The sequence below is a fragment of the Algoriphagus sp. UBA3586 genome (assembly GCF_002376385.1).
GTDB lineage: Bacteria > Bacteroidota > Bacteroidia > Cytophagales > Cyclobacteriaceae > Algoriphagus > Algoriphagus ornithinivorans.
The window spans coordinates 1-22,832 of record NZ_DFMT01000034.1 but is presented as its reverse complement, the minus strand read 5'-3'; the positions used below and the strand labels follow the sequence as shown (position 1 = coordinate 22,832).

The 22,832-nt window shown below is 41.1% G+C and carries 22 protein-coding genes; 13 read left to right on the top strand and 9 right to left on the bottom strand.

The genetic code is table 11. The features are described 5' to 3' along the window. Positions 1-83 precede the first annotated feature (83 nt). On the bottom strand, positions 84-323 hold the full coding sequence (locus B2906_RS12905) for a hypothetical protein (protein ID WP_219956974.1): 240 nt from the start codon (positions 321-323) through the stop codon (positions 84-86). 138 nt (positions 324-461) lie between these two features. After that, entirely contained in the window at positions 462-1,796 is a 1,335-nt protein-coding gene (locus B2906_RS12900) for an MBL fold metallo-hydrolase (RefSeq protein WP_219956973.1), read from the bottom strand. A 174-nt stretch (positions 1,797-1,970) separates the two neighbouring features. On the opposite strand from B2906_RS12900, the gene B2906_RS12895 reads away from it, so the two are divergent. Next, a complete protein-coding gene (locus tag B2906_RS12895) occupies positions 1,971-2,453 on the top strand; it encodes a C40 family peptidase (RefSeq protein ID WP_219956972.1) in 483 nt (160 codons plus the stop codon). 50 nt (positions 2,454-2,503) lie between these two features. On the opposite strand, the gene B2906_RS12890 is transcribed toward B2906_RS12895, so the two are convergent. Genes B2906_RS12890 through B2906_RS12865 form a run of 6 tightly spaced genes read right to left on the bottom strand, consistent with a single transcriptional unit; the run spans position 2,504 to position 9,255 of the window. Continuing rightward, positions 2,504-3,112 (bottom strand): HmuY family protein, encoded by a 609-nt coding sequence (locus B2906_RS12890; RefSeq protein ID WP_144606999.1) that lies wholly within the window; start codon positions 3,110-3,112, stop codon positions 2,504-2,506. 17 nt (positions 3,113-3,129) lie between these two features. Then, positions 3,130-5,424, bottom strand: a complete 2,295-nt coding sequence (locus tag B2906_RS12885) for a TonB-dependent receptor plug domain-containing protein (protein WP_219956971.1) — start codon at positions 5,422-5,424, stop codon at positions 3,130-3,132. A gap of 43 nt (positions 5,425-5,467) precedes the next feature. After that, complete coding sequence (locus tag B2906_RS12880; protein WP_144606995.1) at positions 5,468-6,517, bottom strand: hemin-degrading factor; 1,050 nt, start codon at positions 6,515-6,517, stop codon at positions 5,468-5,470. Beyond that, entirely contained in the window at positions 6,501-7,322 is an 822-nt protein-coding gene (locus B2906_RS12875) for a heme ABC transporter ATP-binding protein (protein WP_219956970.1), read from the bottom strand. Before B2906_RS12875 ends, B2906_RS12880 begins: the two co-directional genes overlap by 17 nt. Beyond that, on the bottom strand, positions 7,322-8,383 hold the full coding sequence (locus B2906_RS12870; protein ID WP_219956969.1) for a FecCD family ABC transporter permease: 1,062 nt from the start codon (positions 8,381-8,383) through the stop codon (positions 7,322-7,324). Before B2906_RS12870 ends, B2906_RS12875 begins: the two co-directional genes overlap by 1 nt. Next, positions 8,383-9,255: a heme/hemin ABC transporter substrate-binding protein gene (locus tag B2906_RS12865; RefSeq protein WP_219956968.1), complete on the bottom strand. Its 873-nt coding sequence runs from the start codon at positions 9,253-9,255 to the stop codon at positions 8,383-8,385. The genes B2906_RS12870 and B2906_RS12865 overlap by 1 nt, the downstream gene beginning before the upstream one ends. A gap of 307 nt (positions 9,256-9,562) precedes the next feature. Here B2906_RS12865 and atpD point away from each other — a divergent pair, with 307 nt between their 5' ends. From atpD to B2906_RS12835, 6 genes are all read left to right on the top strand, one after another. Beyond that, positions 9,563-11,065 (top strand): F0F1 ATP synthase subunit beta, encoded by a 1,503-nt coding sequence (gene atpD, locus B2906_RS12860; protein WP_091652627.1) that lies wholly within the window; start codon positions 9,563-9,565, stop codon positions 11,063-11,065. 80 nt (positions 11,066-11,145) lie between these two features. Beyond that, on the top strand, positions 11,146-11,391 hold the full coding sequence (gene atpC, locus B2906_RS12855; protein WP_219956967.1) for an ATP synthase F1 subunit epsilon: 246 nt from the start codon (positions 11,146-11,148) through the stop codon (positions 11,389-11,391). A 149-nt stretch (positions 11,392-11,540) separates the two neighbouring features. Beyond that, the gene (gene rpsU, locus B2906_RS12850) at positions 11,541-11,735 is read left to right on the top strand and encodes a 30S ribosomal protein S21 (RefSeq protein WP_091652632.1); all 195 of its coding nucleotides are present in this window, start codon (positions 11,541-11,543) and stop codon (positions 11,733-11,735) included. 137 nt (positions 11,736-11,872) lie between these two features. Continuing rightward, positions 11,873-12,757: a tyrosine-type recombinase/integrase gene (locus B2906_RS12845; protein WP_286939987.1), complete on the top strand. Its 885-nt coding sequence runs from the start codon at positions 11,873-11,875 to the stop codon at positions 12,755-12,757. A 36-nt stretch (positions 12,758-12,793) separates the two neighbouring features. Beyond that, a complete protein-coding gene (hpf, locus tag B2906_RS12840) occupies positions 12,794-13,099 on the top strand; it encodes a ribosome hibernation-promoting factor, HPF/YfiA family (RefSeq protein WP_091653053.1) in 306 nt (101 codons plus the stop codon). 66 nt (positions 13,100-13,165) lie between these two features. Next, entirely contained in the window at positions 13,166-14,674 is a 1,509-nt protein-coding gene (locus B2906_RS12835; RefSeq protein WP_286939984.1) for an ArnT family glycosyltransferase, read from the top strand. Here B2906_RS12835 and B2906_RS12830 read toward each other — a convergent pair. Further along, positions 14,668-16,323, bottom strand: coding sequence for an ArnT family glycosyltransferase (locus B2906_RS12830; RefSeq protein WP_219956964.1), 1,656 nt, complete (start codon positions 16,321-16,323; stop codon positions 14,668-14,670). The two genes, B2906_RS12835 and B2906_RS12830, sit on opposite strands and share 7 nt — an antisense overlap. A gap of 117 nt (positions 16,324-16,440) precedes the next feature. Here B2906_RS12830 and B2906_RS12825 point away from each other — a divergent pair, with 117 nt between their 5' ends. The 6 genes from B2906_RS12825 (at position 16,441) to B2906_RS12800 (ending at position 22,725) form a co-directional block, all read left to right on the top strand. Beyond that, positions 16,441-17,400 (top strand): glycosyltransferase, encoded by a 960-nt coding sequence (locus tag B2906_RS12825; protein ID WP_219956963.1) that lies wholly within the window; start codon positions 16,441-16,443, stop codon positions 17,398-17,400. Positions 17,401-17,512: 112 nt separating this feature from the next. Then, positions 17,513-18,388, top strand: coding sequence for a lysylphosphatidylglycerol synthase transmembrane domain-containing protein (locus B2906_RS12820; protein WP_219956962.1), 876 nt, complete (start codon positions 17,513-17,515; stop codon positions 18,386-18,388). 67 nt (positions 18,389-18,455) lie between these two features. Next, positions 18,456-19,613 (top strand): ATP-binding protein, encoded by a 1,158-nt coding sequence (locus tag B2906_RS12815; RefSeq protein WP_219956961.1) that lies wholly within the window; start codon positions 18,456-18,458, stop codon positions 19,611-19,613. A 225-nt stretch (positions 19,614-19,838) separates the two neighbouring features. Next, entirely contained in the window at positions 19,839-20,657 is an 819-nt protein-coding gene (gene pyrF, locus B2906_RS12810) for an orotidine-5'-phosphate decarboxylase (RefSeq protein ID WP_219956960.1), read from the top strand. A gap of 81 nt (positions 20,658-20,738) precedes the next feature. Then, the gene (locus B2906_RS12805) at positions 20,739-22,034 is read left to right on the top strand and encodes a DUF2851 family protein (protein WP_219956959.1); all 1,296 of its coding nucleotides are present in this window, start codon (positions 20,739-20,741) and stop codon (positions 22,032-22,034) included. A 55-nt stretch (positions 22,035-22,089) separates the two neighbouring features. Further along, positions 22,090-22,725: an acetyltransferase gene (locus B2906_RS12800; protein ID WP_219956958.1), complete on the top strand. Its 636-nt coding sequence runs from the start codon at positions 22,090-22,092 to the stop codon at positions 22,723-22,725. The last annotated feature ends 107 nt before the right edge of the window (positions 22,726-22,832 follow it).

Genomic DNA, 22,832 nt, shown 5'->3' with positions numbered 1-22,832 from the left:
AGAGGAAAAGGAGCAAAGCATACTTTAACGCTAGGGGGAGTTATGGACTTGATTGTTCTGATCCTTTGCGACTTTGCGAGAGTCTAAGCCAATTTAATCTGATCAAGATAAAACTTCATCCGGCTATGATCCCGAGGTAAAAAGTCAATTTTATCGATTTTATCTTCCTTGTGATTGTAAAAAACTTCCACGTATTCATTCTCCAGCAGGTACAAATTAACCTTATGACGATAGTATCTAATGGCCACGACAAAAGTAGCCTCCATGTAGAGGGTTTTGATTTTTAGATGAAGGGGAAGTTGTCTGAACTCTTCTTTACTCATATCACATCTCGCAGTCTGATAAAGTTAACCAAAATTGTTTGGGCTTTTGTTCAACCGGGTGGGAAAGAAGTAAGTAAATGATCAAAAAAATACCCTTAGCAAACTTACCAAGGGTATTTTAAATTTTAATTGAGATTCTTACTGAAAGTTTTTGATCTCTTCACTAAAGTCAAAAACTTCAACATTTTGTTTTTGACCTGCCACAATACTGCTTCCCGCTGCAGACCTATATCCGCCTGCACAGTGTACCAAGATGGGTTTCTCATCAGGTATTTCAACTGTTCTTTCTCGCAGTTCCTGCAAAGGGATATTCATCGCTTTCTCGAAAATTGGTGAGTTGTGATTTTCATCTCTGCTTCGGATATCTACAATGGTAAATTTGTCTGGGTTAGTTTTAAATTCATCCACGTTGAAGCTTGATTCTCGGGCACTCATACCTTTAGGGTTGATTACCGCAGCTTTGATCAATTGCTCATATCCTATTTTCGATGCTTTATTTATCAAATCTTCCAATTCGGCAATTGAGTCAGAGACTAAAAAGAAATGTTCTTCCGGTGCTACAATTGAGCCTAACCAAGTTTCGAATTTTGCCCCATTCATAATATTAATCGAACCGGGAATATGCCCTTCGGCAAAGGTTTCTTTTTTTCTGGCATCTATTATCAATGATCCTTCGGAAATGGATGCGCCCTCTGACCAAATGCCTACTCTAGAAATAGATCTTTGATAGGCAGGAGCTCCTGTCTTATTCATATCTACATCATAGCTGAAATATTTGGGGATATAGGGTTGACCTTCCAATAAGGAGTCGACGAAACTTTTTTCATCCAAATCTCCAAATGCCCAATTGTTTTCTCTTTGCTCTCCAATAGTAGATTGGCGTTCATCACTGAGATTTTTTCCGCAAAGAGACCCCGCTCCATGAGCAGGATATACAATTATATCATCTGAAAGTGGTTTCAACTTAGTTTGAACCGTCTTATACATCATTTGAGCAAGTTCCTTCCTTTGAGCTTTCATGTTTCCTGCTTTTTCTCTCAAATCAGGCCTGCCCACATCTCCTATAAATAGTGTATCCCCGGAAAACAGCGCATAATCCTTCCCATTTTCATCTTTCAAAATAACACTGATAGAATCGGGAGAATGTCCTGGGGTATGCAAAGCATGAAAACTTAGTTTTCCCAATTTGAATGAATCCCCCTCATCAAATGAGCTGTGGGGATAGTCAGCTTCCACGAGTTTAGAAACGTAAATTGTGGCATCCTCATTTTGATGAAATTCTAAATGTGAACTCACAAAATCAGCATGCGGGTGAGTTTCAATTACCGCGACAATTTTGCCTCCGCAGGTTTCTGCAAAGTCGTAGTAAGGATTGGGATTTCTCCCAGGGTCCACCAAAGCGATCAGGCCTTCACTTTCAATAGCATAACTAGCGTGGGCCAGACCTTCATCATAAAATTGTTTGATATTCATAGATTGATTAGTTCAAATTGATGGTACAAAAGTACAGCTTAATGCAGCCTAGTTCAGTGATTCAGATCACCATCCCTTTCTAACAACACAAAATGAGAAAAATTTGAATAGGTTAAATCTTGCTTCTGATCCAGAAGAGAAGTAAAATTGATCAACTAAACCAAACGAGTTCCAGTGTTTTTAGAGAAAACCTATTTACGAAGTTTATTCTTTTTGATTGTTCTGGCGGTTCTGACTGCTTCCTGTAAATCTAAAAAAATCAGTAGGGAAGACCCGGTATTCACGGTAATTTCCACAGCAAAATCTTTTACCGGAACTCCTTATAAGTACGGGGGTACCACTCGGGCAGGTATGGATTGTTCTGCATTAGTATTTCACTCCTTTTATGCTGTAGGGATCACTATGCCCAGGATATCAGCGGATCAGGCCAAAATGGGGAAAAAAGTCAGCCCCCGAGAGTTGAAAGAAGGTGACCTTTTGTTTTTTGCAACAGGAAGAAGGAGAAATCAAGTGACGCATGCAGGAATAGTTACCGAATCAAAAAAAGGCGATATTCGATTTATTCATGCTTCAACTTCTTTGGGGGTTACCGAGGATTTTTTAAGTAATCGATACTGGAGCAAGGCCTTCCTTTTTGGGAGGAGACTTTTGGAGTAGCAGTTCAGAAAAAAAAAAGAGCGACTGAGCGCTCTTTTTTGGATTAGTGATTAGAAATTTTTACTTCCGTCAGTCTGGAGTACGTAGCGGAAAGTATAGTGCCCGCTTGGAGTGGCTCTTGGGTCAATTTGATCTGCCGGAGGATTTCCTTTGTAATAGCTTAGAATTTCGATTTTGCTGTAGTTACCCCCGGTGGTTTTTACCAGGATCACTCTGCCTGGGATCGGAGTCACTGTGAAAGTTGCTGAATTGTAATTATACCAGCCATTTCCACTACCTGTAGGAATCGCAAAAGTAGATTCGCTATCAGTGGCGAACGTAGCGGAAGTTGGCACTTGGTTGATTTCCTCAAAAATACCGCTTACAATCGCCGCCTTTACGTTTTTTGAACTGTTGGTTCGGATGGTGGTTCCTTTGAATGCCAAGTCCCAATCATCTGTTTCGCTGACAATGGCATTTTGCTCCAAACTGAAATATTGAAAGGGATTCACTTTTTCGACCTCGCCTGTATTTCGATCGATGACATCATTGGGAGCGGCTAAATCTGCTACAAGAATGGCCTCCAGCTCAACTCTAGGTTGAGCATCATCGGTAGTATCGCAGGCAAATGCTCCAAAGAAGATGAGAAGATAAAAGATGGATTTTAGGTTAGTTTTCATAGATGTATAAATTGAATTTAGTTTTTGATAAAGTTCATGAGGGGTAATTGAATTCCTGTAAATAGCATTCTGCCTGGATTATTAGGCTGGGCAGGAGTTTCTATGTTGAGAAGATTGGTTCCTCCCAATTCCAGTTGAATGCCGTTGGAGAATGTTTTGGTGAGGTTGATATTGAGGCTCATCCAGCCTGGTGCATATTCTCTCTTGTCGTCGAGGATGAGATTTCCATTCAGATCGGCAAAACCAAATTCGCCTCTGTAAATTCCTCGTAGGGCTAAATCAATCCCGGTCTTTGGATGATGATAATTGATTTTCACATTGCCACTGTGTCGACTTCTATTGAAAAGTCCTCCATAATCTGCCCGTGTTACTCTGACGGTTTGGTTTTGGGAGTTTCTTTGAAATAGTTCTCCTGATGCTATCCTTTCTAAAACATCCAAATCCCGAGAATCCAGGAAGGAGTAGCCGATACTGAAGGATAGGTGATTGTTCCATGCATAATTGAAATCCATTTCAAGCCCTTGCGTGACTACACTTCTTATGTTGAAATAGGAAAATGCATTTTGTCCACTTTTGAGCTGGGCTATAGGCGCTGTTTCAATCAGGTTGGTGATTTGGTTTCTAAATAAGTTGCCCTGTACTAGTATTTTGGAACCAATTTTCCACCTGAGCCCAGAATTGATAGCCCATGAGCTTTCCGCTTTTAGCTCTCCTAAGTTTTCAGGAGCGATTAATACTCTTGCTATTAACCCTTCGTTTTCCAAGCGTCGGATTCCTTCCTCAGCCAGGTTAGATCCAAATACATAGTATCCTGAGGAAGCGTTATTGAAGTTGAGAAGGATTTGACGAAAGTCCGGTGCCTTAAAACCGGCTCCTATGGATGCTTGCCAACTGAAATTTTCAGAAAATTTGTATTGTCCGGCAATTTTTGGGCTGAGCCTTCCTCCGTATTGAGAATGCAAATCTCCACGAAGTCCTGTTACCAGATTGACTTTTGGTTTAGGATCCCATTGATGTTGCAGGAAAAAATACCCTGCATCAAACCGATTTTTATCTTCATACCGGGTGGCATCTACTGTTTCGATCAGTTGTCCTAAGCCCAAAGTGATCAGGTGTGTGGGTGTAGCCTGAAAATCAGTTTGTACTTCTGTGCGATGATAAAATTGATCAAAATTCTGAATATCAAAAAAGCTTTGATCGGATTGGAATCTAGTCACCGAATTGGTGGAAAACCAACTGCTCATGCCTCTCAAGGATATTAGAAATTTTTGAGAAGGCTTGAATCTCAAAGTAGGGTTAATATTCAGGTCGCTTCTTGAATTATTCATATCCAGTATCTCGTTCCCAGACGACTGCATCTCTCCGGTAGAATTCTCCTGATAGGCACGGACGAATAGGCTCGATTGCCATTTTTCTGATAGGTTACCTGAGACTTTGACTTGAGCAGTATGTGCCTGATAGGGGTTCTGGGTCTGACCGATGGTTTCGGGTCTGAGATCAAAACCTCCGGTCTCGAAATAGTCATAAAATAGGCTTGTATTCCATTTTTTGGATCCCAAGTTCAAATTCCCAGTTGGATTCCAGGTGTTGAAGGAGCGGTGACGCAAGCCAACATCCAGCTGATTTTCTCTCCCGAATGACTTGGTGATAATATTGATCACTCCTGCCATGGCTTCACTTCCATAGATAGCGGAAGATGGCCCGCGTAGAATCTCAATTCGCTCGATATTAGAAATGGAGAGGCGGTTCAAGTCAAATGTTCCGGCTGTTCTACCGATCAATGGTTCTCCGTCAAGTAGGATAAGGATATAGTCAGAGTCCAGTCCCTGCATTTGAAGCCCGGTGCCATGTTGAGACACGATTTGCAAGCCTGTTTGCTCTTGAAGAACATCAGAAAGACGTAGTCCACCTGTTTGTTGGATTTTTTCGGAATTCAGCACTGTGACGGGTAAGGGGAGGCTTTCCACGGTACGGTCTGTCCTAGTAGCCGCGACTACCACTTCATCCAGAATCCCTGATTTTTCCTGCAATACTATTTTTTCGCGTTTTTGCCATTCCTCCCAGCTTAATTGCATAGTTTCAAAACCTAGGGCAACTATTTTGACGACTGTTCCCTTCGTTTCAGAACTTCTTACAGTACCGTCTTCTTCAATTGGAAGGTGTAGTTTTCCATCGACCCAAATAGAGGCATGGAGAACGGGCTGTCCATTTTGATCTACTACTTTTTTTGGCTGTGGACTAGCTAGGACAGCAATAGTAAATAAGACCATGCAAAAGGAAATAACTACTTTAATTAGATTAATTCTAAACATAGGTTTAAAATTTTGGCGGAGAATTATCCCTCCGCCTGTTGTATTATTTCAAAGAATCGATTAACGTTTTCCATTCTTCTTTTTGAGGGATTCCGGGTTTTCTAAGTCCGAAAAACTGTGCTACCATTTCCCCCGAAGAATCAAACAGCTCTAATGCAGATACTAGGCCTTCGGTTGTATTTTTATGAACTACAAATGCCCTTTCGACTTCATCCTCGTTCAAATGCATGTTGAAGTCCGGGTCCAATACATTCAGCCATTGGTCTAATTGTCGGATGGTGCGAACTTTGCCTTGATGGATTTGGATATTTCCGTTATTTCCGGCGAAAATCATAATTGGAAGCTGGCTTTTTGCTGCTTCATTTAATACCATGCGAGCTGAGAGTCTATCTACTTCATAGGCCCATTTGTCATCTATCCATTCCACTGCATTGAGCCTGTTCACCTTGTATTTTCGAAGCATTCCAAAAAAGTCATGAGTATCTTTCATATTTTCCCAATCTGAAGTGAAGGACTCGTAGTCCAGTTCCTCTCTCGATACTGTAATTGGTTTTTCGATACTCGTAAATTCCAGCTTTTCATGTTGATCGGTTGCTGTATGTTCGTTGACTAGCTGTTCTGCAGCATCATAATCTGACTCATCCTGTAAAAAAACCTTAAGAATTGCTTCTCCGGCGGAGTCAAAATATTGCAGTGAAATCATAGTGCCTCTAGGCGTCTCGTTTGACACAGCAAATCCAAATTTCCAGTTTTTAAAAAAAATACGTTGCTCAATAGGGCCAATGACTGTGGCAATTTGCTGAGGTCCGGCCTGATGGATTTCGATTTTTTGAAAAACCCCATGATGTTCCAGCACGCATCCTTCATTTCTTGTGAGTGCCATAACCTTTTTTAGTTTTGGAAATTTCTTTACCTGTTCGGTAAAGTCATTCGTCAGGCGAACTGCATTTTCTCCAATTCCTGTGGCAAGCAATTCTGCCTCACTTACGCCCAGTTGACTGGCAGCATTTCTTATCCTGAGTTTAGGATTTTCAGACTTTAATTTTTCCCATGCTGTTTTCAGTTGAGATTGAGTTTCAAATAGAGTTTCCATAGTAAGCTTTGTTAATATTTTGTGATGGATTTCGATAGAAATGGTCAGTACTGATAATTTTTCTTCCGGTAATTGGATGAATCATAACCGTAACGGGATGGTCAAACACTTTAGAAAGAGTCTTCTCTGTCAAGACATCTGTTGTCGGACCGCATGCTTCGATCATTCCGTTTTTGAGCAATAATACTCTGTCTGCATATTGAGCAGCCAGATTGAGATCGTGCAGGATCACAAGGACTCCAATATTCCGATCTTTGAGCTGCTGTAATATTTGTAACACGGTGTGCTGCTGGGCAATGTCCAAGGCTGAAGTTGGCTCGTCGAGAAGGAGGTAGCGCGTGAAAAGCTTCTTTTCCCAGATTTGTACCAGGACTCTGGCCAGTTGGACCCTTTGTCGTTCTCCCCCAGAAAGATGCTGAAACTGCTGATTTTGCAGGCTGGTGGTTTGAGTGAGCTCCATCACATCCTGGAGTAGTTTCTGAGGTTGAGAAGACCTGCTGGCAATGAGTCCCAGCTCAATAACTTCTTTGGCTGTAAAAGGAAAATTGACTTCACTGTGCTGAGGCATCACCGCCCGGATTTGGGCCAATTGTTTGGACTTAAGTTGGTGAAGAGGGCAGCCATTGTACCCGATTTCCCCTCTTTTACAGGGTACATCTCCGGTGAGAATTTTGAATAAAGTAGACTTCCCGGCACCGTTTGGTCCTAAAACAGCCAAAATCTCACCAGCTTCTAGGGATAAACTGGCCTGATCGACGATGGGTCTCTGTTTGACACAAAAGTGAATTTCGGAGGCAGAAAGCATCAGGATTTGGTTTGATTGAAGGTGGAAATAAGATAGATGAAGAAAGGTGCTCCCAATAATGCAGTGATTACACCTATGGGGAGTTCTGCAGGAATAGCGATTGTCCGCGCTACTAAGTCTGCTAGATTCAACAGGATTGCCCCGACCAAAAAAGAGGCGGGAAGTAAAAGTTTATGGTCCGCCCCAAATGAAATGCGAATCAGGTGAGGAACTACCAATCCGACAAAGCCTATCATGCCGGTGAGAGAAACTGAAACCCCTACAATGAGAGCTGTTAGAATAAGAAGTTTGATTTTCAATTGGGAGACATTGATGCCCAAATGAAAAGCTTCCTGTTCGCCAAGTGACATTGCATTGAGATGGGTGCTTTGATTCAATAATAAGGCCGCAGGAACTAAAATCAGCAATATTGCTGTGGGAATTTTTTGCCAGGTAGCACCCCCCAAGTCTCCCAAGCTCCAAAAGGTAAAACTTCTTAAGGCTGCATCGTCCGAATAAAACAGGGTCAATCCTATTAATGCGCCAGCCAGGGCATTGATTGCCACTCCGGCTAAAATCAGGTTGCTTGTTCTGGCTTTTCCGGAACCTTTTGACAAAAGGTAAACTGCAATCACATGAATAAACCCTCCAATAAAAGCAAATAGAGGTAGTCCCACTTGTTGGGTCCAAGAGATGGATGACAAGCCTGGCAATAAGACCAAATAAATTACTGCAAACAAAGCCGATCCACTACTCACCCCGATTAAACCAGGCTCAACTAGCGGGTTTCTGAATAAGCCCTGCATTGCCGCTCCTGCTATTCCCAAGCCACCACCAACTAAGGTGGCAAGGATAATCCTGGGGAGTCTTATTTGTAGCAATACATTGGCTTGTTGATTGGTGTAGGCTTCAGCAATCCAACCTGTATCAGATAAAAGAATGGCTAAACTTTGTAGAGGAGAAATTTCAAAGGCTCCTTTGGAAAGAGAAAAAACTACAATTACCAATAAGAGCATTCCCATTCCTCCAAGCAGAATAGCTTTGGATGTCGAGAGCGCTATGGACTTGCTAAATGAGCTCATTATTCACCGCGTACTGCTTTGGCCAAGTCCAAGGCTGCTTTTCCAACTCTAGGTCCAAAACCAGAGAGATAGTGACCGTCTAAACTGATAATTTGATCTCGGTTATAGGCTTGTGTCTGTTGGATACCCTGGATAGAGGAAACACCTTTTTTTCCACCCAAACTTTGAATACCTGAGTCAAAAAATACCAGGTAGTCCGGATCGATCTGAATCAAAGATTCCGGTGTTAGCGGAACAAAATCTTCAAAACCAGTTGCTGCTGACTCTATTTCAGCCAATTCAAACATTTTTTCTGCAAAAGATCCTTTTCCTGCAATAAATAAACTTTCAGGGCCTCTTGCCATAACAAAGGCAGCTCTTGGCTTACCTGAGGTGTTTGATAGGTAATCTTTCAGTACCTGTAAATCCTGATCGATTGCTGCAGTTATGGTAGTAGCCTCTTCTTTTTTATCAAAAAAATCCCCCAGCTGAACGACTAATTCCTTGGTTTCTTCCGGTGAAGTAGGTTTCTTGAATAGCTCGACTTGCAGCCCAGTGCCTTTCAGTTGGGCCACTACATCATCCGTAAGATATCCTTCTTCGATCAAAAGCAAGTCTGGTCCAAGACTTAGTATGCCTTCCGCTTTGATTTGATTTCTGTACCCGATACTAGGCAGTTCTTGCATGGATTCCGGATAAGTAGAGGTACGGTCGGTAGCGATAATTTGGTCTGCCATTCCAAGACTAAAAAGGACCTCAGTAATAGTACCTCCTGCGGTAATGATTTTTTGAGATTTCTCGGAAGTATTCTGACGTACTTCAGATTGCTTCTGCTCCTTGCAGGCCTGAAATAGGAAAACAGTGGAGATGAGCAAGGCAAATATCTTTTTCATTTATTTAGATTAATTATCAATAGTGATGCAAATGTATATTTAATTAGATTCAGTCCAAATAAAAATTAATAGAATATTTTTATGGTTTTCATAAAAAAATAGAAAGGGAGGAGGTGTTGGAGTATTTAATACAGTGAGGGGGGGCTAGCTATTAAAAAATTTTTCAGAGGTCTATTTCAGAGCTGCTTTCGGAGTCTCTTGAAATTGAATGGATTAATTTTCCAAATATCCTTTGGTATTAGGCTTTATTGATTAATTTTGCGGTCGAATTCAAAAAGCATATCCTTTTTACATTTCATTCAATCAAATGGCAAATATTGGAAAGATAACGCAGGTAATCGGACCCGTAGTGGACGTTTCCTTCGAAGGCGGCAAGCTGCCAAACATCCTTGACGCGCTGGAAGTAACCAAAGAAAACGGCCAAGTGGTCGTAATGGAGGTTCAGCAGCACCTTGGAGAAGACCGAGTTAGAACAATCGCAATGGACTCTTCCGAAGGGATGGTTCGTGGTATGGAAGTTAAAGACATGGGTCAGCCTATCTCTGTTCCTACCGGTGATGCGATCAAAGGTCGTCTTTTCAATGTGGTAGGTGAGGCAATTGACGGTCTTCCTCAGGTTCCTGCAGGAAAGCGTCTACCTATTCACAGATCCGCGCCGAAATTCGAAGATCTTTCTACTTCTACCGAAGTACTTTATACAGGTATCAAAGTAATTGACTTGATCGAACCTTATGCAAAAGGTGGTAAGATCGGTTTGTTTGGTGGTGCCGGTGTAGGTAAGACGGTATTGATCCAGGAATTGATCAACAACATCGCAAAGGCTTACTCTGGTTTGTCCGTATTTGCCGGTGTGGGTGAAAGAACCCGTGAAGGAAATGACTTATTGAGAGAAATGATCGAGTCTGGTATCGTAACTTACGGTGAAGACTTTATCCACAGCTTGGAAGAAGAAGGTGGATGGGATCTTTCTAAAGTAGATTTGAAAAAATTAGAAGACTCCAAAGCAACCTTCGTGTTTGGTCAGATGAACGAGCCTCCTGGGGCGCGTGCTCGAGTAGCCTTGACAGGATTGACTTTGGCAGAATACTATAGAGATGGTGATGGAGAAGGTGCTGGTAAAGATATCCTATTCTTTATTGATAATATCTTCCGATTCACTCAGGCAGGTTCTGAAGTATCCGCCCTTTTGGGCCGTATGCCATCTGCGGTAGGTTACCAGCCTACTTTGGCTACAGAAATGGGTGCCATGCAGGAAAGAATTACTTCTACTAAGAATGGTTCCATTACTTCTGTACAGGCAGTTTACGTACCTGCGGATGACTTGACTGACCCGGCTCCGGCGACAACCTTTGCTCACTTGGATGCTACTACGGTATTGTCTAGAAAGATTGCCGAATTAGGTATTTATCCTGCTGTGGATCCTTTGGATTCTACTTCCAGAATCTTGGACCCAACTGTATTGGGTGAAGAGCATTATGGATGTGCACAGCGAGTAAAAGAGATCTTGCAGCGATACAAAGAATTGCAGGATATCATTGCGATTTTGGGTATGGAAGAACTTTCTGAAGAAGATAAGATGGTCGTTCACAGAGCTCGTCGAGTTCAGCGATTCTTGTCCCAGCCATTCCACGTTGCAGAACAGTTTACAGGTCTGAAAGGTGTATTGGTAGATATCAAAGACACCATCAAAGGCTTTAACATGATCATGGATGGTGAATTAGACCACCTTCCTGAAGCAGCTTTCAACTTGGTAGGTAGCATAGAAGATGCAATCGCTAAGGGAGAGAAGATGTTGGCTGAAGTGAAATAATACAATTAGTTACTGGTTATTAGTTATTAGAGGGTTTCCACTAATAACTTTAACCTAATAACTCAATAACTAATCAAAATATGCAATTAGAAATCGTAACGCCGGATAAAAAAGTTTTTCAGGGTGAGGTGTCGGAAGCAAGTTTTCCGGGTGCATCCGGAGCTTTTCAGGTGTTGAATAATCACGCTCCTATCGTTTCTGCATTGGCCAAAGGAACAGTTTCTTTCACCACTGCAGAGGGTAAACAATCCATGGTTGTGGATGGAGGAGTTGTGGAGGTGAAAGATAATACGATTGTGGTGTTGGCTGAAAAAGTGGTCAGCTAACCATAGAAATAACTTAAAGTAAAAAGTCCAAACGAGAGTTTGGACTTTTTTGGTTTATATCCTTGAATAAAAGAAGTATAATTTATAATAAAATTCTGATTTAGAATTAATTTCCTTACCTTTGCAGTCGCGAAAGGGGGTGTATACTTATGATCATTGTAAACGTAAAAGAAAACGAATCCATCGAAAAAGCGCTTAAGCGTTTTAAGAAGAAGTTTGACAAAACAGGTGCTGTCAGAGAATTGAGAGCGCGTCAGGCATTCACCAAACCTTCCGTAAAAAGAAGAGATCAAGTTATCAAAGCTGCTTACAAGCAAAGACTCCAAGAGGAGGCTAGCAAATAAGCGCTAAGATTACATTCATAGCAAGACAGCTGTTCGAAAGAGCAGCTGTTTTTTTGTGCCTTTTTGTAAACCATATGTGACATTTGTCAGTGAAAAGTTGTCTTTTTTAGCTTAACTTATCTTTTGAATTAGAGCTTATGATCAACTCCTTTGTCAATTATCTGGAATATGAGAAGCGAAGTAGCCCACATACGGTGGAGGCCTACGAGCGGGACCTGAGGCAGTTTGAAGACTTTGTCAAGCTTTCCTTCGAGTTGAACAAAATCAGTGAAGCCAGTCACAGTGAGATCAGAGCTTGGGTAATAGATTTGGTGGAGCAGGGTCTCAGTAGTACGTCTGTGAACCGAAAGATTGCTACTCTTAGATCTTATTACAAATTTCTCTTGCGAACCGAGGTCATTACTCAAGATCCTACCTATAAGTTAAAGAGTCTTAAAAACCCGAAAAAACTTCCCGAATTCGTACAGGAAAATAGCATTGCTTCCGTTTTAGAAGAGAGTGTCTATGAAAGCGGATTTGAGGGACAAAGAGATCGCATGGTGATGGAGTTTTTGTACCTCACCGGCGTTCGACTTTCGGAATTGATAGGTTTGAAATGGGAGGATATTCATCTAGGACAGGAGCAGGTAAAGGTGCTCGGGAAAAGGAAAAAAGAACGAATAATTCCCATCACAAAAGGCCTCAAACAAAATATTCTTTCTTATCAAAAAGTATTTGAGGAAAGATTTCCGAAAGCAGGACAAAGTCACTATTTTATTGTGAGTAATTCAGGAGCCAAGAGTTATCCTATGATGATTTATCGCATTGTCAGACAGTATTTAGATAGGTTTGCGCAGACATCCAAGCGTAGCCCTCACATACTGAGACATACTTTTGCGACTCACCTGCTCAATAAGGGAGCGGACCTGAATGCTGTCAAAGATCTGCTAGGCCATGCTAATCTGGCCGCCACTCAGGTATACACACATAATTCCATGGAAAAACTGAAGGCTGTGTTTGAACAGGCACATCCTAAAGCGTAAATAAATCAATTGTTCAACCATTAAATGCAAATCAATATGAAACTGCAGATGCACTCCATCCACTTTGACGCCGATCGCAAATTGATCGATTTTATTCAGAAAAAAGCAGATAAGCTGGATACCTTTTACGACCGAATCATAGACGGTGAGGTCTTCATGCGTTTGGACAAGAATGAACGAAATGAAAATAAAATTGTGGAAATTAAATTGAATGTGCCCGGAAAACAGTTTTTTGCGAAGCATCAAACAGATTCCTTTGAAGGAGCTGCTGATGAGGCTATTGAAGGTCTAAGAAGACAAATCAAGAAGTACAAAGAAAAAGTAGTGCTGGCAAAACAGTAAACCCAAGACGGTTTTTACGTATAAACCCTCAGGAGACTGAGGGTTTTTTCATTTTTAATACTTTTCATGAAAAGCAAATTCAACTATATCGCCGCTTTTTGGCAGGTTCAACTTAGCTTGGCGATCATCAAAATTATATTCACACTTCGCCCTGAAATCAATCTTTTCACCGAAGAGGCTCAATACTGGCTCTGGTCTAAGAATCTAGCCTGGCACTATTATTCCAAGCCCCCTTTAATTGCGGCGTTTAATTATATAAGTACCTCCATTTTAGGGGATACAGAAATAGCCGTTAGAATCAATGCTATACTATTTGGTTTGGGTACAGCATGGGTTGTTTTCAAGTTTACTGAGTTCTTATTTCACTCTAGAGAAATGGCTTTTTGGGCCAGCCTGATACTGAGTGCGATGCCATTCTGGATGCTCTTTTCCACTTTCCATATGACCGATTCAGAGTTGACATTTTTCTGGATTCTCTCTTGGTATTTACTGGCTAGGGCGCTGGTGGAAAAAAGGACGCGTTGGTGGATATTGGCAGGAGTGGCAGCTGCTTTTGGGCTGATGTCAAAAAGTATTATGGTGGTCATAGTACCTATACTGGCTATTTACCTATTATTTACATCGAATTTCTCCACCAACAGAAAGGGCTTTGCCTTCTTTCTTATCCTTTTCTCAGCGGGTTTTTTACCAAGCTTGATATGGAACTGGCAAAATGGCTTTAGTACCTTCAGGCATTTGGCAACTCTGGGAGGTGTTTCGGGTGGATCAAATGGAATAGACTTGGGAGAGAGTCTATGGGGGCTGTTGAGTTACTTGGGCGGACAACTGGCCATGATTTCAGTTTTCTTTCTTCCTTTCTTATGGCTGAGCTTAAAAGTGATATTCCATAGATCTGGCGTCAAACTTGGATTTTTATTTGTTCCTGTCTTATTTACTTTTTTCCTTTTTGCCGGATTGAGTTTGTTTACCAGTATAGAGGCAAATTGGCCTGCATACGCTTATCCTTCATTGGCTATAATATTTGCCTATGTACTCGAGCGTGATTATAAGAATTGGAAAAGGGTAAAAAGCACTCTGATAGCTTTGAGTTTTGCAATTCCTTTGGTACTCTTTTTACCTGATGTTGCAAGCTGGAAGTCAAAAGTCTATTTAGATCAAGCAGAAAAGGTTGCATTTAGAAGGCTTTCCGGCTATAAAGATCTTGCAGGAAGAATCCTGTATCTCAAAGACAGTTTGCAAGTGGAGGAGGCTTATTACTTTTCTGAAAGTTACCATATGGCATCAGAACTGGCTTTTTATCTTCCTGAAGTACCACAGGTTTATGTTGCCGGCATGGGTTCCAGAAAAAATCAATTTGATTTATGGAAAAGCCTTGACCAGGAAATTGGTTTAGAGAGAACTGGTATGTTCGTATCTTGGAATGAGTCTTCGCCTGAAAATGTAGCTCAGTTTGGGGAGCTGATTTATGAGGAAAAATATCCGGTATATTTCAAAGGAAAGCAGCTTAGAACTGCGACTATTCAGGTTTGGAGGGATTTAAGGTATTATCAAGCTATACAAACTGATCGCTATTGATTTCTTTTCTCTAATAAATAGTACTTCTTTCCCTTTTCTTGCAGAAGATCTTCAAACTCAGGTTTACCATAATTCTTTAAAAGCTCCGGGATCGCTCTGGAATTCCAATTGACTGAGGAATCTCTGACTGAGTAATTGCCTGATCGATAAAAAACAGAGTCTAGATAGCTGTCTTCTACTATGACCTGATCATACTGCTCGAATTGCACAGCCCAGTTAGTTCTGCTCAAATCTGTCAAATGAGTCTCTGGAAAAAGCATTAATCGAATTTTACTTCCAACATGAAGGTTTCCCAAAAAACCGACTTCAGATTTACTTTCAGTTTTTATTTTTTGAGAAAATTGCTGACCCTGATGTGGGAAAGAAATATGACTCGTTATCAGACTAATCCCTAGAAAAAGTGACATCATACTAAAGGCAATGACTTTAGGAAGCTTATTCCCCCGAAATAATAATAGTCCTAGATAGAGTAATACAAGGAGCAATAATGATAATTGCATCCAAGGCATTACTCCAGAAAAAGCCAAATATGCTCCTACAACCAACAGAATTAGATTCAAGGAATAAAAAGCAAGACTGCCTGCTTTGAGTCCTCTCCGTTGCGATTCAAATTTTGCTTCTACCAATAACCAGGCAATGCCAACTGCCAATACCGGAGCTACGGGTAATAGATAACGCTCGTAAAACTTACTGGTCAAGGCACCCATTCCCAATATAGCTAAGCCCCAAAGGATGGCGAAGCCGATGAATTGTGGATTTTCTTTCCAGCAGGTTTGAGCCGATTTTTTCAAGTTGGGGAACATGAAAAATATCCATGGTATGAATATTACCACCAGTAAGAAACTGGCCAATAATCCATTTTTTAAAATCAAAGCTATCCTTGATGCTACCCGGATTCCAACTTGATCTTCTAGGAAATTATCCAGGTAAGTAGGACCATGGATTTTCCACATGGCTGCAAACCAAAAGAGGCCAATGAAAACACTGATCAGTATGGCTGGTAAATGGAGTAGTTTTTTCCAGGAAATACGCTGCCAGGGATTAATTAGCAAATAAAGAATCCCGATCCCGCCTAAAGCAGCTGCCGGAAGTCCTTTCACTTCAAAAGCCAAAGCCAAACCCAGGTACAAAGCCCATGGGGACCATTTGGGTGCTTGATTTCCATATTTTAAATAGCCGGCAAAGCCAATGGCACTGATGGTCATTGTCAAAACCAAAAGCACATCCGGGATGGATCTGGATGCTGACAAAATCAATACCGGGTTGGAAGCCATAATCAGGGCTGATATTCCCGCGATTTTTTTCTTTTCAAATAGAATAATGGAAAGCTTATATGTCAATCCTACCGTAGCAGCTCCAGCCAAAAGAAAGAAAATTCTAGAAGCAAATGCATTGACTCCAAAGAGCTTAAACCCGGCTAAAACTGCCCAATAAGTCAGGATTGGCTTTTTGAAGCGCAATTCTCCACTTCCCAAATAAGTGGTCAGGTAGTCTCCATTTTCCATCATTTTGACTGCTGCATCCCGATAATAAATTTCATCTGGGTAATGCATGTGAAAATCCAAGGCAAATGGACCAACCAAAAGGCAAAAAATCCCCATCAAAATCCAGGGGTTGATACGAAGCTCAGTTGAAGGAGATAAAAGCATGCCCAAAGATATTTGAAATGCCTTGGCTAGCCCAAATTTAATTTGTGAAACGATGTTATTCGTGCTGATTTTTGACCCCCGAATTAAATTCCTGTATTTTTGACGAAATTTTATAGCATGAACAAGCCACTTTTGTCCGTTGTAGTGACCGTTTACAACGAGGAAGAAAATATACAGCCTCTATTAAAAGCTACCTATGAAGCGTTAGAAGGTATCGAATATGAGTTGATTTTAGTAGAAGATGGAGCTACTGATGGAACAGTAGCAGAGGTGAAGAAGTATGCCAATGAACGGACTAAGCTGATTATTTTTAATAAAAACTACGGACAAACCACCGCATTGGCAGCTGGGATTGATATGGCGATCGGAACTTATATTGCCACCATGGATGGAGATTTGCAAAATGATCCTACCGACATTCCCACTATGCTCCAAAAAGCTATGGATGAGGATTGGGACGTGGTAGCTGGAAGAAGAGCGAATAGAAAAGATGGATTTGTCTTGAGAAAAATTCCTTCTAAAATCGCAAACTGGGTAATCCGAAATACCACCAAAGTCTATCTCAATGATTATGGCTGTACGCTTCGTGTTTACAAGGCGGAAATCGCACAGGGCATGGGCTTGTATGGAGAATTGCACAGATTCATTCCGGTTTTGGCTAAGGAGCAAGGAGCTAGAATGACCGAAATGGACGTGAAGCATCATCCAAGAATTCACGGGGAGTCCAAGTATGGCCTTAGCCGTACTTTCAAGGTCATGGCAGATTTGATTTTAATGCTCTTCTTTCAAAAGTACTTTCAGCGCCCCATCCATTTGTTTGGGGGGATTGGTTTGATTGCTTTTTTGGTAGGGGTGGTGATCAACTTTTATCTTCTAATTCTCAAATTGATTGGAGAGGATATTTGGGGTAGACCAATCATGATATTGGGTTTTATCTTAGTTCTTGGAGGCATTCAGTTTATTACCACAGGGATTATTGCCGAGATCATCGTACGAACTTACTTCGAGTCTCAAGATAAGAAAACCTACACTGTTCGTTCAGTATTTGAGGGAAAGGCAGTGAAGTCAGAAGTATAAAGTGAGAAGGCTGAAAAATGTACATTGTACATCCCTAAATAACGTTGACCGTTTGGTTCAATAACCAACAACTAATAAGGATTAACCAATAACCAATAACAAATCCCCCAATTTGACCCGATATAAAAACCAGCTCAAAACTATCCTCAAACTGATTCTAACAGGATTGGCTTTGTATCTGGTTTTTCGAAAAATTGATACAGCACAGCTTTTTGAAATCCTGAAAACCATTCAATGGATTTGGTTGGTGCCAGCGGTGATACTTTTTGTATTGAGTAAAGTTGCTACTGCTGTTCGTCTCAATCAATACTTCAAAAACATCAGCCTTCAGCTTTCAGAATGGAAAAACTGGAAACTCTACCTTATTGGAATGTTTTACAATTTATTTTTGCCAGGTGGAATCGGAGGGGATGGCTATAAGGTATACTTGCTCAATAAGCACTTTAAACTGCCTGTCAAAAAACTGCTTCAGGCTGCTTTGCTGGACAGATTAGGTGGTTTGGTAGCCATTGTTTTTTTGCTATTCGGACTTTTCTTGATAGTTGAGGTGGAATTGGATTTTTTGGAAAGTGAGCTGTGGAATGGCTTAATGGTCGCGGGATTGATATTAACTGTTCCGGGGTTTTGGTTGGTTCAGAAACTGTTTTTCAAGGATTTTCTACCTTCATTTTGGTCTGCCAATGCTTGGTCCTTTGCAGGACAGCTTGCTCAGCTGATCTTCGCATGGTTTATTTTAATGGGCTTGGGAATTCATAATAATATCTTGGCCTATCAATTGGTGTTTTTGCTTTCATCAATTGTGGCAGTACTGCCCTTGACTATTGGGGGAGTGGGGGCCCGTGAACTGGTTTTTGTCTACGCTCATCAATATGCAGGGATAGAGGAAACGGCTGCAGTAGCTTTCAGTTTAATCTTTTTTCTCATTTCGGCGGCAGTTTCTTTGATGGGAGCTCTAGTAAAGGTGGATTTGGATAAAAATCATAAATAACTGAAAATCAACAAATATTCAATTATTTAACCTTGCATATTTAAAATATGAATTTAAATTTACAAGGATGATTAAACGATTTCTTTCCCAAAAACTCGAAGAATTATTACCGGATTTCCCGGCCATAGCCATTTTAGGAGCAAGGCAAGTGGGAAAGACTACGCTTGCACAAGCTTTGGCTGAAAACTTTGATCAGGAGTCCATTTATCTTGACCTAGAAAGTCCAAGTGACCAGGCCAAACTTGCAGAAGCAGAGCAATACTTTAATTTGAATGAGAGTAAACTCATTATCCTAGATGAAATCCAGCGTATGCCGGATCTATTCCAAGTTTTGAGAGGAGTCATTGACCGTAAAAGGAAAAAAGGCTTTCGCTCTTGCCAATTCCTGATTTTAGGGTCGGCTTCTCTCGAGCTGATTCGCCAATCATCAGAGAGCTTGGCAGGACGAATAGCTTACGAAGAATTGGGTGGCTTCACCATCCTAGAAGTGGAAAATAATCTTGAAAAACTCTGGCTTCGAGGAGGGTTTCCAGACTCATTTTTGGCAAGTTCGGACGAGTCCAGTATGACTTGGAGGCAAAATTTTATCACTACTTATTTAGAAAGGGATATTCCTCAGATTGCCCAGTTTGTACCTACCAATCGACTAAGAAGGCTTTGGACCATGCTCGCACATGAGCAAGGACAGCTGATCAACTTCTCCAAGTTCGGGGCAAGTCTAGACCTTAGTTCGCCCACGGTCAAGTCTTATGTGGAGCTGTTGGAAGATCTACTATTAGTCAGGTCCTTGCAACCTTGGACTGTTAATGTGCGCAAGCGTTTGGTGAAAACTCCAAAAGTGTATATTCGGGATTCAGGTATTACCCATGCACTTCTTCAAGTCGATACCTTTGATAGCCTACTCGGCCATCCGATACTGGGTTTCAGTTGGGAAGGATTTGTGATTGAGAATATTCTATCCGTTTTGCCAAAAAATGCAGACTATGGATTCTATCGTACATCGGCAGGAGCGGAATTGGACTTAGTCATCCAGTTAGGAAGTGAACGTTGGGCTATTGAAATAAAGCGAACGCTCAGTCCTAAACTTTCAAAAGGATTTTCGATTGCAGCAGAAGATGTGAAAGCAACGCATCGATTTTTTGTTTATGCAGGAAAGGAAGAATTTCCTCTATCTGAAAACACCAATGCTATCGGATTGGCTGGTTTATTGGAAAAGATTAATTAATAATTTTAAGTTTTTTGGACATGCAAAGAGGGACATACTTGCTATTAAGTAGGCCCCTCTTGAGTTTCAATGATTAGTTCAATATTGTGCCTTACAATTTCCACCTTTATTATTATAGTCTAAGTCGTATTTAGGTTTTGACCTCTCCAACATCCTAGGTTCTATAAACTAATTTTCGGACTGTTCTGAATTTTGTATTTTTGCAAACAACAGCAAACCCCACCCATGAATCGCTCCCAACTCATTGCCCAGATTGAATATAAGTCCTCATTTCTTTGCGTAGGTCTTGATCCAGATCTGGATAAAATCCCTGCCCACCTTAAGTCTGAACCAGACCCAATATTTTCATTTTGTAAAGCAATTGTGGAAGAGACGGCTGATTATGCAGTGGCCTACAAACCCAATATCGCTTTTTTTGAAGCCTTAGGACCCAAAGGCTGGGAGAGTTTGCAAAAGGTCCTGGAGATTATTCCCAAAGAAATCTTCACCATTGCAGATGCTAAGCGCGGAGATATTGGAAATACCTCCAAGCTTTATGCAAAAGCTTTTTTTGAATCAATGGATTTCGATTCTATTACCGTGGCGCCTTATATGGGAGCAGATTCGGTAACTCCTTTCTTAGAATTTGAAAATAAGTGGGTCATCCTTCTAGCCTTGACTTCGAATGCAGGGTCTCAAGATTTTCAGACGATTGAGGATGGACATTGCAAACCTCTTTTTCACTCCGTAATCGAAAAAAGTCAGGAATGGGGGAGTCCTGAAAATATGATGTATGTGGTTGGCGCCACCCGAGGAGAATTAATCGGTGAGGTGAGAACATTAGCTCCGGATCACTTTTTCCTAGTACCGGGAGTTGGAGCTCAGGGTGGAAGTTTGGCTGAGGTAGCCAGGTATGGAATGAATTCTAATTGCAGTCTTTTGGTCAACTCTAGTCGAGGCATCATTTATGCTTCCAACGGAAAAGATTTTGCGAAAGCTGCCAGAAATGAAGCAAAAAAGCTTCAGGAAGAAATGAGTGTTTTACTCGAAAAGCACAGAAAGTAATTATGTCCGAGCTTTTGGACTAAGCTTGACTGATTCAGCAATATTTTTTAATTTCCATAAACTTTTAGTCAAAGACTTTTTATGGATTTTAAAGAAGACTTTTTACAGCTGGTCTGGAAGTATCAATATTTTGATCGAAGAGACCTCAAAACTACCGATGGGCAAGAGATTCAGGTAATCAATGTAGGTTTTCATAACCTGACTGAGGGACCTGATTTCAGAGATGCGGCTATTTCCTTAGATGGTCTGATCTTACATGGTCATGTAGAGGTTCACAAGCTAACCTCAGAATGGAAGCAACATGCTCATAATTCAGATCCTGCTTATAATTCTGTCATTCTGCATGTGGTCTGGAAAAATGACCGGGAAGTCAAAAGGAATGATGGGACTCAGATGCCCACTTTGGAGCTCGATGGGAAAATCTATTTAGAAATCTGGCGGAAATATGAGCAGATGCTGGACTATGATCAAAAACTTCCCTGTGCGCATGGATTGCAAAATACTCCTTCGATCATTCGCTTTTCGGCCTTGGAAAAAGCTTTGGTTGAGAGACTTCAGGAGAAATCCACACTCATATTGGCAATATTAGATAAAACAAGGGGGGATTGGGAAGAAACTGCTTATCGATGGCTTTTTCAGTGCTTTGGGTTTAAAATCAATAGTCAGGCGATGCTTGAACTTGCAGAGAGCTTGCCTTACAAATTGATTTTGAAGCATAGAACTCAGCTTCCCGCCATAGAGTCCATGCTTTTTGGTTTGGCTGGACTGCTACCTGAGAGCTCAGATGAACCTTATCCATCGCACTTAATCAAGGAGTATGATTTTCTTCGTCAGAAATATCAATGGAATTCTCCCCTGAAAAGACAACACTGGAATTTTATGGGGGTTCGTCCGGGAAATTTTCCTACTCTTAGAATTGCTCAATTGGCAGCCATATTGTCCCATGCTCCCAACTTATTGCAAGCGGTTTTAGAAGATTCGCGTGATTTTGCTGGGCTTAAGAAACTCCTTCAAATCCCACCATCAGATTATTGGCTGTATCATTATTCTTTTGGAAAAGCCTCATCCAGAATGGCCTCCAAAGGAATTTCCAGTGCTGCATTGGAGCTTTTAATTATTAATTATGTGATCCCGCTTTGGTTTGCTTATGGGCGATATTTTCAAAATCCAGATTGGAAGGAGCGGTGTTTTGACTTATTGCAGGAGATCAATGGAGAAAATAATTATATCATCCGTCAATTTAATGAAGCCGGTTGGAAGGCAGAAAACGCCTTCGATTCTCAAGGGATGATAGGCTTATTCAGAAATTACTGTGAACCCAAAAAATGTTTGCAATGTAAAATTGCACAGAGTTTGATTCGTTCGGAAAACAAATGATGTTTGGGTAAGCCCGTGAATTCCTGTAATTTTGCAGTCCGAATTACAATACATTATGGATAAACCAGTAATTATTCTGGGCGCAAAAGGAATAGCTCACCCAGCTTTAGAGATTTTCAACAGCAATCAGGTGATCGTTTATGGTTTCTTGGAAGAGGATGAAAGTCTGCATGGATCAGAAATCAATACGGTGCCTATATTGGGTCATACGGAAGATGATGGTTTCTTGAAACTAATCGGGAAAAAAACCGAGGCTTTTGTGGCAGTGGACGACACCAAATACCGTAAGTTTTTGGTGGAATTGCTCAATGAAAGAAGAAAAGTACAGCCAATCAATGCGATCCATCATACAGCTTATATTGCAACTGATGCAAGTTTGGGGCATGGTAATTTCATCAATGCTCAAGTTAGTGTAGGTGCAGGAACTGAAATAGGTCATCATTGTATCTTAAACACAGGGGCTACCGTGGATCATAAAGTTAAAATTGGAGACTTCGTGCAAATTGGAGCTGGCTCCATCATCAATGCTGAAGTAACAATCGAGGAAGGAGCATTTATTGGTTCTGGCGTAACGATTGTCTCTGGTGTGACCATTGGTAAAAATGCCAGAGTTGGAGCCGGATCAGTAGTAATCAGCTCCGTAAAAGCCAATGAAACCGTATTTGGAAATCCAGCTGCTAAAGTTAAGTAAGGAAGAATCTAGGTCATTTCCCTTGTCAAGGAAATTAAAGAGAAAAAGTAATATGTGTATCCGTGAGTTTGCATGTCGCCAAATGACAGTTGGTGTCAATGGTTTTG

Excerpts from the sequence above, each read along its gene's own strand:
- B2906_RS12865 (WP_219956968.1), bottom strand. The coding sequence starts at position 9,255 with ATGAAAAAGATATTTGCCTTGCTCATCTCCACTGTTTTCCTATTTCAG.
- B2906_RS12870 (WP_219956969.1), bottom strand. The coding sequence starts at position 8,383 with ATGAGCTCATTTAGCAAGTCCATAGCGCTCTCGACATCCAAAGCTATT.
- B2906_RS12900 (WP_219956973.1), bottom strand. The coding sequence starts at position 1,796 with ATGAATATCAAACAATTTTATGATGAAGGTCTGGCCCACGCTAGTTAT.
- B2906_RS12830 (WP_219956964.1), bottom strand. The coding sequence starts at position 16,323 with ATGCTTTTATCTCCTTCAACTGAGCTTCGTATCAACCCCTGGATTTTG.
- atpD (WP_091652627.1), top strand. The coding sequence starts at position 9,563 with ATGGCAAATATTGGAAAGATAACGCAGGTAATCGGACCCGTAGTGGAC.
- hpf (WP_091653053.1), top strand. The coding sequence starts at position 12,794 with ATGAAACTGCAGATGCACTCCATCCACTTTGACGCCGATCGCAAATTG.
- B2906_RS12885 (WP_219956971.1), bottom strand. The coding sequence starts at position 5,424 with ATGTTTAGAATTAATCTAATTAAAGTAGTTATTTCCTTTTGCATGGTC.
- B2906_RS12815 (WP_219956961.1), top strand. The coding sequence starts at position 18,456 with ATGATTAAACGATTTCTTTCCCAAAAACTCGAAGAATTATTACCGGAT.
- rpsU (WP_091652632.1), top strand. The coding sequence starts at position 11,541 with ATGATCATTGTAAACGTAAAAGAAAACGAATCCATCGAAAAAGCGCTT.
- B2906_RS12835 (WP_286939984.1), top strand. The coding sequence starts at position 13,166 with ATGAAAAGCAAATTCAACTATATCGCCGCTTTTTGGCAGGTTCAACTT.
- B2906_RS12880 (WP_144606995.1), bottom strand. The coding sequence starts at position 6,517 with ATGGAAACTCTATTTGAAACTCAATCTCAACTGAAAACAGCATGGGAA.
- atpC (WP_219956967.1), top strand. The coding sequence starts at position 11,146 with ATGCAATTAGAAATCGTAACGCCGGATAAAAAAGTTTTTCAGGGTGAG.
- B2906_RS12800 (WP_219956958.1), top strand. The coding sequence starts at position 22,090 with ATGGATAAACCAGTAATTATTCTGGGCGCAAAAGGAATAGCTCACCCA.
- B2906_RS12825 (WP_219956963.1), top strand. The coding sequence starts at position 16,441 with ATGAACAAGCCACTTTTGTCCGTTGTAGTGACCGTTTACAACGAGGAA.
- pyrF (WP_219956960.1), top strand. The coding sequence starts at position 19,839 with ATGAATCGCTCCCAACTCATTGCCCAGATTGAATATAAGTCCTCATTT.
- B2906_RS12805 (WP_219956959.1), top strand. The coding sequence starts at position 20,739 with ATGGATTTTAAAGAAGACTTTTTACAGCTGGTCTGGAAGTATCAATAT.
- B2906_RS12890 (WP_144606999.1), bottom strand. The coding sequence starts at position 3,112 with ATGAAAACTAACCTAAAATCCATCTTTTATCTTCTCATCTTCTTTGGA.
- B2906_RS12845 (WP_286939987.1), top strand. The coding sequence starts at position 11,873 with ATGATCAACTCCTTTGTCAATTATCTGGAATATGAGAAGCGAAGTAGC.
- B2906_RS12875 (WP_219956970.1), bottom strand. The coding sequence starts at position 7,322 with ATGCTTTCTGCCTCCGAAATTCACTTTTGTGTCAAACAGAGACCCATC.
- B2906_RS12905 (WP_219956974.1), bottom strand. The coding sequence starts at position 323 with ATGAGTAAAGAAGAGTTCAGACAACTTCCCCTTCATCTAAAAATCAAA.